General features: G+C 59.6%; 12 protein-coding genes. 4 read left to right on the top strand and 8 right to left on the bottom strand.

Going from position 1 to position 14229, the window contains the following annotated elements:
• Nucleotides 1-33 precede the first annotated feature (33 nt).
• Entirely contained in the window at nt 34-1326 is a 1293-nt protein-coding gene (pncB, locus tag PM04_RS04775) for a nicotinate phosphoribosyltransferase (protein WP_038004218.1), read from the top strand.
• Between the two features lie 4 nt (nt 1327-1330).
• On the opposite strand, the gene PM04_RS04770 is transcribed toward pncB, so the two are convergent.
• The 5 genes from PM04_RS04770 to PM04_RS04750 all read right to left on the bottom strand — a co-directional run bounded on the left by PM04_RS04770 (nt 1331) and on the right by PM04_RS04750 (nt 5744).
• Nucleotides 1331-2284 (bottom strand): phosphotransferase enzyme family protein, encoded by a 954-nt coding sequence (locus PM04_RS04770; RefSeq protein WP_161785914.1) that lies wholly within the window; start codon nt 2282-2284, stop codon nt 1331-1333.
• Between the two features lie 4 nt (nt 2285-2288).
• Nucleotides 2289-3536: an aspartate aminotransferase family protein gene (locus tag PM04_RS04765; RefSeq protein ID WP_038004217.1), complete on the bottom strand. Its 1248-nt coding sequence runs from the start codon at nt 3534-3536 to the stop codon at nt 2289-2291.
• A complete protein-coding gene (arfB, locus tag PM04_RS04760; protein WP_038004216.1) occupies nt 3533-3955 on the bottom strand; it encodes an alternative ribosome rescue aminoacyl-tRNA hydrolase ArfB in 423 nt (140 codons plus the stop codon). Before arfB ends, PM04_RS04765 begins: the two co-directional genes overlap by 4 nt.
• Nucleotides 3956-4278: 323 nt before the next feature.
• A complete protein-coding gene (locus tag PM04_RS04755) occupies nt 4279-4902 on the bottom strand; it encodes a queuosine precursor transporter (RefSeq protein WP_038004215.1) in 624 nt (207 codons plus the stop codon).
• A 119-nt stretch (nt 4903-5021) separates the two neighbouring features.
• On the bottom strand, nt 5022-5744 hold the full coding sequence (locus PM04_RS04750) for a VIT family protein (protein ID WP_038004213.1): 723 nt from the start codon (nt 5742-5744) through the stop codon (nt 5022-5024).
• Between the two features lie 250 nt (nt 5745-5994).
• Between PM04_RS04750 and PM04_RS04745 the strand changes: the two genes are divergently transcribed.
• Both PM04_RS04745 and PM04_RS04740 read left to right on the top strand, forming a co-directional pair.
• Entirely contained in the window at nt 5995-7395 is a 1401-nt protein-coding gene (locus tag PM04_RS04745; protein ID WP_038004212.1) for a selenium-binding protein SBP56-related protein, read from the top strand.
• A gap of 81 nt (nt 7396-7476) precedes the next feature.
• Nucleotides 7477-8064 (top strand): hypothetical protein, encoded by a 588-nt coding sequence (locus PM04_RS04740; protein WP_369793302.1) that lies wholly within the window; start codon nt 7477-7479, stop codon nt 8062-8064.
• A 9-nt stretch (nt 8065-8073) separates the two neighbouring features.
• Here the strand turns inward: PM04_RS04740 and PM04_RS04735 are convergent, their stop codons facing one another.
• Genes PM04_RS04735 through PM04_RS04725 form a run of 3 tightly spaced genes read right to left on the bottom strand, consistent with a single transcriptional unit; the run spans nt 8074 to nt 12309 of the window.
• Complete coding sequence (locus PM04_RS04735; protein ID WP_038004210.1) at nt 8074-10683, bottom strand: DUF4175 domain-containing protein; 2610 nt, start codon at nt 10681-10683, stop codon at nt 8074-8076.
• Nucleotides 10684-10733: 50 nt separating this feature from the next.
• Nucleotides 10734-11999: a diaminopimelate decarboxylase gene (gene lysA, locus PM04_RS04730; RefSeq protein WP_038004209.1), complete on the bottom strand. Its 1266-nt coding sequence runs from the start codon at nt 11997-11999 to the stop codon at nt 10734-10736.
• Nucleotide 12000: 1 nt separating this feature from the next.
• A complete protein-coding gene (locus PM04_RS04725; RefSeq protein ID WP_038005082.1) occupies nt 12001-12309 on the bottom strand; it encodes a DUF2834 domain-containing protein in 309 nt (102 codons plus the stop codon).
• A gap of 222 nt (nt 12310-12531) precedes the next feature.
• On the opposite strand from PM04_RS04725, the gene PM04_RS04720 reads away from it, so the two are divergent.
• Nucleotides 12532-14184, top strand: coding sequence for an electron transfer flavoprotein-ubiquinone oxidoreductase (locus PM04_RS04720; RefSeq protein WP_038004208.1), 1653 nt, complete (start codon nt 12532-12534; stop codon nt 14182-14184).
• Nucleotides 14185-14229 lie beyond the last annotated feature (45 nt).

The following is a 14229-nucleotide window of genomic DNA, read 5'->3' as shown; positions in this document are numbered from 1 at the left end:
TTGGTCTAAAGCCATTAACCAAAGGAGCGCACCATGGTTGATATCGCCACGCGGGTCTACAATCACAAGTGGAAGATCGATCCGATCGTGCGGTCGTTGATCGATACGGACTTCTATAAACTCCTGATGTGCCAATCGGTTTTTCGCAATAAACCCGACACAAACGTGACTTTTTCGCTGATCAACCGGAGTAAATCGATCCGGCTTGCCGATATCATTGATGAGGGTGCGCTGCGGGAACAGCTTGATCACATGCGGTCCCTCTCCCTGAGCCGGGGTGAAAGCACTTGGCTGCGCGGCAACACCTTTTACGGCAAGCGCCAGATGTTCCGCTCCGATTTCATGGAATGGTTCGAGGGCATGCGCCTGCCCCCCTATCATCTTGAAAAACGCGACGGACAATATGAGCTGACGTTCGAAGGCAAGTGGCATGAGGTTATGCTATGGGAAATCCCCGCGCTCGCGATTTTGATGGAGCTAAGGTCCCGCGCTGTGCTGAGCGATATGGGCCGGTTCGAGCTGCAAGTGTTGTATGCGCGCGCGATGACAAAAGTCTGGGAAAAGGTCGAAACACTGCGCGATCTGCCCACCCTGCGGCTGGCAGATTTTGGCACCCGGCGGCGCCACAGCTTTCTGTGGCAAGACTGGTGCGTGCAGGCCATGCGCGAAGGGTTGGGCGAGCATTTTGTCGGCACCTCCAACTGTTTGATCGCAATGCGCCGCGAGATGGAGGCCATCGGCACCAACGCGCACGAACTGCCGATGGTCTATAGCGCACTGGCAGAGGATGACGCGGCCCTGCGCGACGCCCCCTACAAAGTGCTGGCCGATTGGCAGGACGAACATGAAGGTAATCTGCGGATCATCCTGCCCGACACCTACGGCACCCAAGGGTTCCTGCAAGGCGCGCCCGATTGGCTGGCTGGCTGGACCGGCATGCGCATCGACAGCGGTGATCCCGCCACCGGCGCGGAGCGTGCGATTGCATGGTGGAAAGCGCGTGGCGAGGACCCCACCCAAAAGCTGGTGATTTTCTCGGACGGGTTGGATGTGGACAAAATCCTAGAGCTGCAAAAACAGTTCCAAGGCCGCGTGCGTGTGTCGTTCGGTTGGGGCACATTGCTGACAAACGATTTTCGCGGATTGGTGCCGAACGAAGGTCTCGCGCCGTTTTCGCTGGTGTGCAAAGCGGTGGCCGCCAACGGGCAGCCCACGGTCAAGCTGTCGGACAACCCCAACAAAGCGATGGGTCCCAAGGCCGAGGTGGAACGCTACAAGCGCGTGTTCGACCTAGACGCCCAAGAGCCGATGGACGTGATCGTTTAGGCGGTCACCCAAACCCCTCAAGAAAGAAGTTCCGCCCCTGTTGCAGCGCCTCAACCGAGCGCGTGGCCCGCGCGATATAAATCGGCATCTTGGGGTGGTTGGCCGGGTACCGCGACATCACCCACCCCAGAGCCGCCATAGACCGCAAAAGCGACGCAACAGGCATCAGCGATAGATCTAGATCCGACAACCGCCGCACATCATCGTAGCCCCTTAGCAACGCCTGCGCGAGGTCCGGCAGCTCGGGGTCTTCGAGGCTTTGGGTGAGGGTCGTCGTGATATCATACAGCCGGTAGCCAATGCCTGCGTCATCGAAATCGATGAACGTCAGGCCCTGCGGCCCGGTAAAGACGTTCTCCCGCAGAAGATCCGCGTGAATCAGCCCGATGTCTGGCACATCACGGCTCAGCGCATGGCGCGCAATGATGCGGCCTTCGTTAACAAGGGCGCGGTCCCTATCCGTCAGGCAGGGGTTTTCCCAAAACCGGCCCCAAGTTGGATGGTGGCTCAGAAACCCGTCCATGTCCCACGCGGGCCGCTCAAACCCTTCGGGCAGCACCATCCCATCGCTCAGGCTGTGCATCTGTGCCATCAGCCCGCCGATCTGCGTCATCAGTTTGGATTGATCGGCCAGAGTGCCCGGCAACGGCGCGCCACCCTCGCCGATGGCGGTGCCCTCGACCCATGTGACCATCGTGGCCATCCGGTCCCCGACTTTGCGCACCAATGACCCATCGGGCAGCGGCACGGGCGCGGGACACGGAAAACCCTGGGAAACCAGCGACTGCATCCACCACAGTTCCGACGAAATCGCCCGGCGCGACATATACCCCGGTCGGTGCAGCCGCAGCGCCGCGCGTTCCCCGCCACGTTCAACCGCATAAACGGCGTTCTCGCGATGGCTCAGCAGAACCGGCGAATGTGCGCCCCAATCGGCGGCTGCGGATTCGGGGGTCATCACATCATGCATCGAGCGGTGTCGCCCTCAGCGCATCGTCCAGCACCTGCACCAAATGCTCGGCGTTTTGGTGCGAAAACGGCATAGGTGGCCGCATCTTAAGAACCTCTCCATGCCGCCCAATCTTGTTGAGCAAGACCCCCCGCGCCACGACTTGCTCGACCAGCTCACCGACAAAATCCGTGGCGGGGGCCCCGTCTTTGCGGAACTCGATGCCAAAGAAAAGACCCGCGCCGCGCACCTCATGCAGGAATGGATGATCCAACCCGCGCAACATCTCGGTCACATGCGGGCCCACGGCGGCGGCGTTTTGGACCAGCGCCTCATCCTCTATCACATCAAGGGTCGCAAGGGCGGCGGCGCTGCTCACGGGGTTGCCGCCAAAGGTGTTGAAATAACCAAAAGCACTGCGGAACGCCTCCATTATGTCAGGCCGCGTCACAACAGCCGCCACCGGATGTCCGTTGGCCATGGGCTTGCCGAGCGTGACAATGTCCGGCACCAACCCGATCCAATCATGCCCCCACCAATGACTGCCCAACCGGCCAAATCCTGGCTGCACCTCATCAGCCATGATCAAGCCGCCTGCATCCTGCACAACCTGTTCCGTCGCGCGTAGAAACCCCGGCGCAACGGTCGGAAACGCCTCATTGGCAAAGAAAGGGCACAGCATTAGCCCTGAAAACCCTTCACCAGCGGCTTTAAGCTCTGCAATGGCGTCAGCCACGTTCGCCGCAAATTCTGCGCCGGTCATCCCTGCCTCGGGGGCGGGCACCAACCGCACATGGGCCGGATACCCCCCAATTGGCGGCCGCCGAGTGCTCAACGCGGAAACCGCTGACGTGTTGCCATGATAGGTCGCATCGGTCGCAATCACGCCCCGCGCACCCGTTGCCGCCTGCGCCATGCGCAACGCGACGTCATTCGCCTCAGATCCCGTGCACACCATGATGGCCTGCGTCAAACCGTGATCAAACTTGGCGCATAGCCGCTCAACGTATTCCACAACCATCGGGTGCAAATACCGTGTGTGCGTGTTCAACGTCGCGGCCTGCTGGGCAATCGCCTCCACCACACGCGGATGACAATGCCCAACGTGCGGTACGTTGTTGTAACAATCCAGATATTGCCGCCCCTGCGCATCCCACACATACACACCCGCACCGCGCACAATCTCTAGCGGCTGGCGGTAAAACGTCGGCACATGTCCCCCAAGGGCCGCCGCACGTCGAGAAAGCAAATCAGACGTCATTCATCATCGGTAACCCGCCCACGCGAGGCTTTCAATGCACCGCGCTGCGCCTTTCCGGCCAACCTTCGCCGGACGGACCCCTTTGTCGGCTTTGTTGCGACCCTGCGCTTGGGTACGACCAACGCCTTGGCGATCAACTCTACCAACCGATCGCGCGCGATTTCACGGTTGCGCGCCTGATGCCGCGTATCCTCAACACGCAACACAATCGCCCCATCCGCAGTCCAGCGCCGGCCTGCCAAGCGCTTCAGCCGCGCCTTAACCGACCCGGCCAAATTGGGCGACCGCGCCGCCTCAAACCGCAACTCCACAGCCGTAGCGACTTTGTTGACGTTCTGCCCCCCCGGCCCCGAGGCGCGGGTAAAACTCTCCGTCAACTCCCACTCTTCAAGACTGACATCCTCTGAGACCCGCAGCATTCCTTTGTTCCCCAAATACCTCCGGGGGAGTCCGAAGGACGGGGACAGAGCCCCCTAAAACATGTAACGCGCACAGCGCACATTTAGAAATAAGAAACGCCGCCCCCGGCAATGGGTGCGGCGTTTCCGTGAAGTTCAGGAGGGGGCCGGTTAGAGCAGGCTCCACCTCGGAGTTTCAGTCATCCAAGGACTGCCTTAGATGAGACCCTCCAAAGTTGTCCCGACCGCATTCTCCAACACCTTCTTAGACACTGGATCACCTCCTTTCGATAAATTGCCGATATGGTGACCGTGCCATATATTTTGTGGAAGTCAAAAACTTTTTAGGCCGATTTGGTAATCGTTTTGTGAACGAGCACCCGGAATGGCACCAAAGCTGCCAATCCAATCATCAGTTTGACGCCATAATCAGCAATCGCGAGACCGACCCAATAGGGCAGTTCAGGTCCGACCCCGAACAGGGGCAGCGCCTCATTCGCCCAACTCACATCGTTGGCCGGTTCGATGAACGTAAACGCCGCTGCAAACGCGAGCGAAAAGAAGATCGCCGTATCGATGGTCGACCCCACAAGGGTTGAGGCCAGTGGCGCCCGCCACCATGCCTGATCCCTAAGGCGGTTAAAGATCACCAGATCGATCAGGTGCGCGATCAAGAAAGCCGAACCAGACGCAATCGCGATACGCAATGTCACAAGCGGGCCAAACTCACCCATGATTTGGCTGCCGATCAGCGAACAGATCACGCCGGTCACAAAGCCTGCAAACACGACCTTGCGGGCCGCATCGGTCCCGTAGACACGGTTCATCACGTCATTGACGAGGAACGCGAGCGGATAGGTAAAGGCACCATAGGTCAGCCAACCATCCGCGATGATGTACTGAACGCCGATGTTCGAGGCGACGACGATGGCCGCCATGGCGAGAACGCCAGGAAGAAGTCTTGTCATAGATATGATCCGTTTTTCACATGGTAGTCGGAGACATGGTCGCCCCAGAGCGGACAGCGACGCGTCCTGTTACCGAAGGTCCCAACAGGGATCAAGTGGGATCAGGTGGGCGCAATCCGCTAAAGAACCGCCCCCACCAAGGCGCCAACCGCCGCCGACACGCCCATGGCCAGTACACCCCACAGCACGACACGGCCCGCCGCTTTGCCCCGCGCGGCCCGGCCTGCGTGCGCACCCAGCGCCCCCAGCGTGGCCAGCGCGATAATCGTGACCAACCCAACAGCCAGCAGCAAGTAGTCATAAGGCACGAAAGCCGCCACCAATATGGGCGGCAGTGAGCCCAGCGCGAACGCGCTTGCCGAGGCCCCCGCCGCCTGAACTGGGTGGGCACGCAGTGTCTCATCCAATCCCAACTCATCCCGGATATGGCTGCCAAGGGCGTCCTTCTTGGTCAGGGCCTGCGCCACTTGATGTGCCAGGTCGGGCTCTAGCCCACGGGCCTCATAGATGCTTTGCAACTCGACCAATTCGCCTTTGGGATTGGTGCGCAGGGCCTCTCGCTCTCGGTCGATATCAGCTTTTTCCAGATCGGACTGGCTGGCCACGGAAACGTATTCCCCCGCGGCCATCGACATGGCCCCTGCCACGGCTGACGCGATGCCGGCGATCACAACGCCGTCCGCGCCCAACCCGCCAGTGCCGACCCCAATGATCAACGCAGCCGTCGATAGTATTCCGTCATTCGCCCCCATCATCGATGCCCTGAGCCACCCCTGACGGTGGATCAAATGCGGGTCGTCATGGGCGGTTTGGATGGGCGGTGTTTCGGATTGTGCGGGCATGGGAGTGTACTCATGTGTGGGGTCCGGGCAGGTTCATTGAACCTTACTCAGCCGTTCAAAGCAAAGACTGCGGCAGATCATTCCGGCGTAAACAGCGTGAATATAACTCGAAAAAAACGCCGCGGCGCCCACGAAACAGCCGATAAATCAAATAAGTTTACGCAGCGTCATGAGTCGTGCGAGGCTTCCCTTCGGGGTGTCAGAGATCAGCAACTGACCGGCACCTCTTTTTCCAAGGGAGGACCCATTCATGAATTTAAGACCTGATCCAACGTTTCACCCGTCTCCTCGCATGGCGATGGAGGCCCCTGCCGAAACCCTTGCCTTTACCCTGATGCTCAGTCCCGATGGCACCCAGCCCGACGGGCTTGCGGTGGTTGATGTGGACCCAAAGTCCCCCACCTTTGGTCAGATCGTCCATCAAGTGATCATGCCCAATACAGGCGATGAATTTCACCACTTTGGCTGGAACGCGTGTTCATCCTCTTTGTCGCCCCTATCGGGTCATGCGTTTTTGGAACGCCGCTATCTGATCATTCCCGGCATCCGGTCCTCGCGGATTTATATCATCGACGTCAAAGAACCGCTCAAGGCCAAGATCCACAAAATCATTGAGCCGGAGGAGGTCTTTGACAAAACCGGTTATTCGCGCCCTCACACCATCCATTGTGGCCCGGAGGGGATTTATGTCTCGACCCTTGGTGGCGGCGGCGAGGATGGCACCGACGGTCCCCCCGGCATTTTCATCATGGATTGTGAGACCTTTGAAATCTTGGGCCGCTACGAAATGGACCGCGGCGCGCAGGACAAGCATTACGATTTTTGGTGGAACCTGCCGCGTGACTACATGGTCAGTTCAGAATGGGGCCTGCCGCCGCAATTCGAAAACGGGATCGTAGCTGAGGACCTTTTGGCCAACAAATACGGCCATTCGATCCATTTCTGGAACCTGCGGGCGCGCAAGAATGTCCAAACCATTGATCTGGGCGCGAACCATCAGATGGCGCTGGAAATCCGCCCTGCACATGACCCGGCCAAGGATTACGGATTTTGCGGGGTGGTCGTAGACACCACCAACCTTCAGGGCGCGATTTTCACTTGGTGGCAGAAGGAGGATGGCACATTTGACGCCAAGAAGGTCCTGACCATTGATCCGCGCCCCGAGGACCCTGCCAACCTGCCGCCCCTTTTGCAGGGTTTCGGCGCGGTGCCCCCTTTGGTCACAGACATCGACCTCAGCCTTGATGACAAATACCTGTATGTGGCCTGCTGGGGCTTGGGCGAGATGCATCAATACGATGTGACGGACCCGATGAACCCGGTGTTGGCGGGTAAGGTTGAGTTGGGCGGCATTGCACGCGGTGCAGCACATCCCAACGGCAAGCCCTTTGTCTATGGCCCGCAGATGGTTGAGATCAGCCGCGACGGAAAGCGCGTCTATTGGACCAACTCGCTCTATTCTACGTGGGACGATCAATTCTATCCCGGCGAAGACGGTGGCCAGATGGTCATGGCCCATGTGGGCGAAAATGGCGGGCTCACGCTGGATCCAGATTTCTATGTGGAGTTCCCCAAAGGCTACCGCAGCCACCAAATCCGGCTAGAGGGCGGCGATTGCTCAACCGATAGCTTTTGCTATCCGAACACCTGATCGGTGCTAGATTTTGACACGACGACGGCCCTTTGGTGGGCTGTCGTTGCATCGGGCATTTATCACGGTGTGAACCCCGGCATGGGCTGGCCCTTGGCGGTGTCCTCAGCGTTGATGACAAAAACGAGCGGGTCATTGTTGCGCGCCCTTCTGGCATTGGCGGCAGGGCATTTGCTGGCAATGATCACGATCTTGCTGCCGTTTTCCGCGCTGTTGGTGCTGGTGCAATGGCAGCATGAGATTCAAGTGGCCGCGGCCGTTTTGGTGATCGCGTTGGGGGTCTATTTGTTGATCAACCGACGCCACCCCCGGTTTCTGGCACGCGTGCCACCGACGCGGTTGGCGTTGTGGTCCTTTTTGGCGGCGATGGCCCATGGCGCAGGGCTGATGTTGGTACCGATCTATCTGGGCATCTGCAAAACAATCGACACAAATGCGGGCCATGCCGCCGCGGCGCGGTTGATCACGGGCGACGTAGAGATCGCGCTGATCGTGGCGTTCGTGCACACGGGCGCGATGATGCTGTCGGGTGGTTTGATCGCCATTGGCGTATACCGCTGGCTCGGGCTGCGGTTTTTATCCAAGGGCTGGTTCAACCTTGATGTCGCCTGGGCGCTGAGCCTCGTTTTGGTAGGTGTGCTGGCGTTAACCGTCGGGCACAGCGCGTAACCGCGCGGTTTAGAAACGATCCAGCAGGCGGTTAAGGTAGTCGCGCTCTTGCTCGGAACGTTCCTGCTCAGCGGAGCGGCGGCGGATTTCATCCAGCAACTCGCGAGAGCGTTGGCGCGGGTCATTTGCCCCAAGCATATTCTCATCCGTACCAAGCCTGCCCGTGGTGCCTTGGCTGCGACCAAGCGGGTCTTGCTGTTGCGGCTGACCGTTTTGCCCGAACTCAGAGCCTTGCTGCCCCTGTCTGTTCTGCTGTTCCTGTGCGAGCGCCTCGCCTAGGTTTTGCATCCCCTCACGCAAGGCATCCATTGCCTGCGCCTGATCGTCGATCGCTCCGGGCAGATCGCCCTGTTCGAGCGCGTCGGCGGCATTGTCCATTGCGCGGCCTGCGCGGCCCAATGCGTCACGCGCGGCGTCGCCCGCTTCGGTACCCTGACCGGGGAGGTTGCGTTCCAAGCGGCCAAGCTGATCGCGCAGGGCCTCTTGGCGTTGTGCGAGGCTTTCGGCAGTGGGTGCGCCGCCGGGCTGTTGGCCGCCCTGTGCTTGACCTTGCCCCTGTCCAGGTTGTTGGTCTTGGCCGGGTTGTTGCCCCTCTGCCTGACCTTGACCCTGTCCTTGTCCTTGTCCCGGCTGCTGTCCGGGTTGTTGGCCCGGCTGCTGGCCCTGTTGGCCTTGTTGACCCTGCTGACCGGGCTGATTGAATTGCTCCTGCAAATCGCGGAAGGCCTCATCGCTCAGGCCCTGCTGTTCGCGCAGGGTTTCGCGCAGGTCTTCCATAGCTTGCTGACCTTCGCCTTGCTGGCCCTGGCCGCCCTCACCTTGGGTGACTTGCATGTTCTCCATCATCTGCTGAAGCTCTTGCAACAATTGCTGCGCCTCCGCCGTGCGGCCCTCGCGCATCAACTCCTCAATCCGTTCGAGCAGCTGATCAAGCTGGTCTTGGGTGACCTGCTCGCTCTCACCCTGCTGGCCCTGTTGGTTCTGGCTTTGCTGGCTGTCAGGGTTGCGCATGGCCTCTTGGGCCAGTTGCTGCATGTAGTTGTTCATCGCCTCGCGCAGCTCTTGCATCAGCTGATCAATCTCAGCCTGATCCGCGCCTTGGCGGATCGCCTCAGACAAACGCTCTTGGGCGCGGCGCAATTCTTCAAGGGCGTTTTCAAGTGTCCCTTCCTCAATCTTGAGAGCCGCTTGCCACAGAATTTCGGCAACGTCTTCTTGAACCTCAGGCGTCAGATCGGCGTTGGCCTCAAGCCGGCGAATGGCCATCCGCACAAGAATAAAAGCAGACGGATCGACAAAGGTATCATCGGCGCGGTGGGTCAGCGTACGCAGAATTTGGGCCACGCGCGGGCCATTCGCACGAGCCCACAACAGATCGCGCCGCTGTTCGATCAGCGCATGTGCCAGCGGGTCGAAAAAGCCCTGCCCCGGCAACACCACCTGCATCGTATCCGAGCGCCCAGTTTGGCCCAGCGCATCCTCCGCCTCTAGCGTCAGGGCGACGGGCAACTCCGCGAAGGGGTGCTTTGAGACGTCCTCAATCAGAACTTCGGAAAAATCCGCACGATCACCCGAAATCGGCAAGGGCAGTGTCAGTGACAGAGGGGCCCTCGGGTCAGGATCGACCGCGAGGCCATGACGACGGTCCGTATTGGCCAGATCGCGGGTAATAACGGCGCGGCCGATCTCCATGCCGTAGTCGTCGACCACGGTGAACGCCATCTCCATTTGTGATGGGGGCTGTGCGGTGGGAGCCTCATCAATGGTGATGCTGGGCACGGTATCGGCCAACATCACGATGTCCCATGTTTGGTCATCCTCCCCACCCGCGATGGTCAAACTGCCCGAGCGCGTGACCTCAAAATCCTGCGCGACGGCGGATGGGTCCGGCAGGGGTGTCGCCGATAGGGTTTGGGTGACGGCCAATGCGCCCACTTGCCCATAAAGCCGCAATGTCACGCGCGATCCTTGGGGGATTTCCAAAGTGCCCGGCGCGATATCGGGTAAATAAAGAGTTGGTTTGCCGGTGTAGCGGGGCGGCTCAAGCCATGCCTCCCACGCGGGGCCTGCGGGCAGCGCATCAGCGGCCCCAGCGCCCAAGCCCGCCGCAAGGTCAGAACCGCGCCACGCGCCCCCAAACAAAAGCGCAAGCGCAAGCCCAAGAACAGCCATGTACCGCAGGGCATACGGATCGGCGCGTGCGACACGCAGGTCAGGCTCAACCGCTTTGGCGGCGCGCAATTTCTGTTCCATTCGGGCAAGGTGGGCGCGCCACACCGCGACAGATGCCGCGTCCGTGCCGCCGATCGTTTGCGTGTCTGATAGGGCTTGAATAGGGCGTCCCGGCAAGGCCGCATCAAGACGCTCTAGCGCTTCGGCCCGGGTGGGCCAACGCAACCGTCGCGCATACCAGACGCCATAGGCGACCCCCGCAAGCAGCACTACGACCGCAAGCCACAGAGCCTGCGTCGGCAAAGCCGCCAAAACGCCCAAACCCCACAGCGCCAATGCCGCGAACAGAACGCTCCAAAGCGGCCAAGCCGCTTGGGTGATCCGCTCAGCCACAAGCCCCAAATACGTGAGCGAATAGGGCCAGCGCAGGGTTTTTGGTAAGGTCATTCAACCCCCGGAAGGTTCACAATGGATGCGCCCTTCCGCGGGGTTTCCGCTTAGAGCCACTCTGGAATGGTATCTCGATTTATCATCTCGTCAAAGGTGGGACGTGCGCGGATCACCGCGTATTGATCGCCCTGCACCAAAACTTCGGGGATGAGGGGGCGCGAATTATACTCGCTCGACATAACCGCGCCGTAGGCACCCGCACTGCGGAACGCCATGAGATCACCTGATTTAAAGGGCGGCAGCGTGCGTTGTTTGGCAAAGGTGTCGCCGCTTTCGCAAACGGGGCCAACGATATCATAGGTAGATGTTTCGACACCGGGGGCGGGCTCAACGACGGGCACAATATCGTGATGTGCCCCGTACATTGCCGGGCGGATCAGGTCATTCATCGCCGCATCGACAATCAGGAAATCGCGGCTTTCTCCGTTCTTGAGATAAATAACCTCGGTCACGAGCAGACCTGCGTTGCCAGAAATTAGACGACCCGGCTCAATCTCGACCTCAACATCCAGATCACCGACACACTTTTTAATTAGCGCCCCGTATTCCATGGGCAAAGGCGGCGCGGTGTTGGAACGTTCATAGGGGATGCCAAGACCGCCCCCCAGATCGAGCCGCTCAATCGTGTGACCATCCGCGCGCAACTGGTGGGTCAGTTCGACCACCTTGTTGTAGGCCAGCTCAAATGGCGCAAGCTCGGTCAGCTGAGAGCCGATGTGCACATCAATACCAATGACCTTGAGGCCCGGCAGCTTGGCCGCCATCGCATAAACTTCGCGCGCCCGCGAAATCGGGATGCCGAATTTATCGTCGTATTTGCCGGTGGAAATTTTCTCATGGGTTTTGGCGTCTACGTCCGGGTTAATCCGGATCGTGATCGGCGCCTCAACACCCAGTTCGCTGGCTACGGCGCTCAGCGCCTCCATCTCTGGTTCGCTTTCGACGTTGAACTGCCGCACACCGCCCTCAAGAACCATCCGCATCTCGGCCCGGGTTTTGCCCACGCCCGAAAACACGATCCGCTCACCAGGAATGCCCGCCGCCTTGGCGCGCGCGTATTCACCGCCCGACACAACATCCATGCCTGCGCCCAAATCCCCCAGCAGCTTGATCACCGCTTGGTTGGAATTCGACTTCATCGCAAAGCACACAAGATGCGGCAGCCCCTCAAGGGCTTCGTTGAACAGCTTGAAATGTCGCGTCAGCGTGGCGCTGGAATAGACATAGAAGGGCGTGCCCACCTGCGCTGCGATCTGCGCAAGGGAGACATCTTCGGCGTGCAGCGCGCCGTCTTTGTAGAGAAAATGGTCCATGTCAGCGGCTTTGCCGCGCCCGGAGCAAAAGGTAAAGAGGCAAGCCCGCAGAGATGCCGATGCCATAGGTCGCAGGGATCGCCAAAAGTCCCAGCCAATTGCGGCGTGAGATCGTCTCATGGAGGATCCAGAGCGTCAGCGTCACAGCCGCAATCGTCAGGTCCCAGGTCAGGCCCGTTGTGCTTTCGTTGACGTACCAAGCATCGATCAGGGGGCCAAGTTCCCACCCATGCTCTTGGAACCACGCATAGAAATGGCGCCACGGCAGGATCGTGCCGAGGATCACGAGGGCGATATAGACGAAGGTCATCATGGAAGTCTCCTTTGGCCGAGACGTAGTGGGAAAAGCCCAAAGGCCAACCATGTGCTGTTATTGCGGCTGATTGAATGAAAAATGTGCCCGCCGCGACATAATATTACGGAATTGCGGCAGTGCGGCGAAATGATGTGGCGTCGGAATTGACGCCTCCGGCTTCTGTCCCCATAACCTTTTTTGAGTTTGGAATCGAGCAAAGCCAACGGGGTGACCGATATGTCTGCAATTGAACGCGAAGCCATGGAATACGATGTCGTAATCGTCGGGGCGGGTCCTGCGGGCCTGTCGGCTGCGATCCGGCTCAAGCAGTTGGACGCAGATCTGAATGTGGTCGTTCTGGAAAAAGGGTCCGAGGTCGGTGCGCACATCCTGTCTGGCGCCGTTTTGGACCCGACCGGTCTGGATTCTCTGATCCCCGATTGGAAAGAAAAGGGCGCGCCGATCAATGTGCCCGTGACGTCGGATAACTTTTACATGTTGGGTGAGGCCGGTTCGCTGCGCATCCCCACGTCGATCATGCCCCCATTGATGAGCAACCATGGCACCTACATCGTGTCGATGGGCAATGTATGCCGCTGGATGGCCGAGCAAGCCGAAGAGCTGGGCGTTGAAATTTTCCCCGGCATGGCGTGCTCCGAGCTGGTGTTCGGCGATAACGGCGAAGTGAAGGGCGTTGTGGCCGGTGTGTTCGGGTTGGAACAAGACGGCTCTATCGGTGAAAACACCGAAGTCGGCATGGAACTGCACGGCAAATATGTGTTCCTGAGCGAAGGTGTGCGGGGCAGCCTCTCGAAGGAGGTGATCGCGAAATACGACCTCGCCAAGGATGCCGAGCCGCAGAAATACGGTCTTGGCATGAAGGAAATCTGGGAAATCGATCCAGAAAAGCACAAAGAAGGCACCGTGACCCACACAATGGGCTGGCCCTTGGGCAAGAACGCGGGCGGTGGATCATTCATCTACCACCTTGATAACAATCAGGTCTATGTGGGCTTTGTGGTTCATCTAAACTACGAAAACCCGCACATGTTCCCTTACATGGAATTCCAGCGGTTCAAGCATCACCCAATGGTTGCCGACCTGTTGAAGGGCGGCAAACGCGTGGCCTATGGCGCGCGGGCCATCACCGAAGGCGGCTGGCAATCCATGCCGAAACTTGTGGCCCCCGGCGTGGCGCTGCTGGGGTGTTCTGCAGGGATGGTCAACGTGCCGCGCATCAAGGGCAATCACAACGCGATGCTGTCCGGCAAAGCCGCCGCTGAGGCCGCGTTTGAGGCGATCGGTGCAGGCCGCGCAGGCGATGAACTGGCCACGTATGAAGCCGACGTTCGGTCGGGCCCTATCGCCAAAGACCTCAAGCGCGTGCGCAACGTCAAACCGCTGTGGTCGAAGTATGGGCTTGTTGCCTCACTCATGGGCGGTGGCGCCGATATGTGGGCGGCCAACCTGACCGGCTTCAACATTCTGGGCACTTTGGGTCATGGCAAAAACGACGCCGATGCCACCGGCGAGGCCGCCAAGTTTGCACCCATCGATTACCCCAAACCCGATGGTGTGCTGTCGTTTGATCGCCTGACCAACGTCAGCTTTTCGATGACCAACCACGAAGAAAGCCAGCCGGCACACCTGCGTCTGACGGACCCGTCGATCCCGGTGGGCGTCAACCTGCCCAAATACGCGGAACCCGCGCAGCGATACTGTCCTGCCGGCGTCTACGAAGTGGTGAGCGAGCCGGACAAAGACCCGCGCTTTGTGATCAACTTCCAAAACTGCGTGCACTGCAAAACATGCGATATCAAAGACCCAAGCCAGAACATCACTTGGGTCACACCGCAGGGCGGTGACGGGCCGAACTACCCGAACATGTGATCAACTTGATGGGGCGTCCTGCGGGGCGCCCCATTGCTCTTGGGG

The sequence above is a fragment of the Thalassobacter sp. 16PALIMAR09 genome, assembly GCF_000765485.1.
GTDB lineage: Bacteria > Pseudomonadota > Alphaproteobacteria > Rhodobacterales > Rhodobacteraceae > Thalassobacter > Thalassobacter stenotrophicus.
Note: the sequence above shows the minus strand (reverse complement) of the source record. Positions and strands in the feature narration are given on the sequence as shown.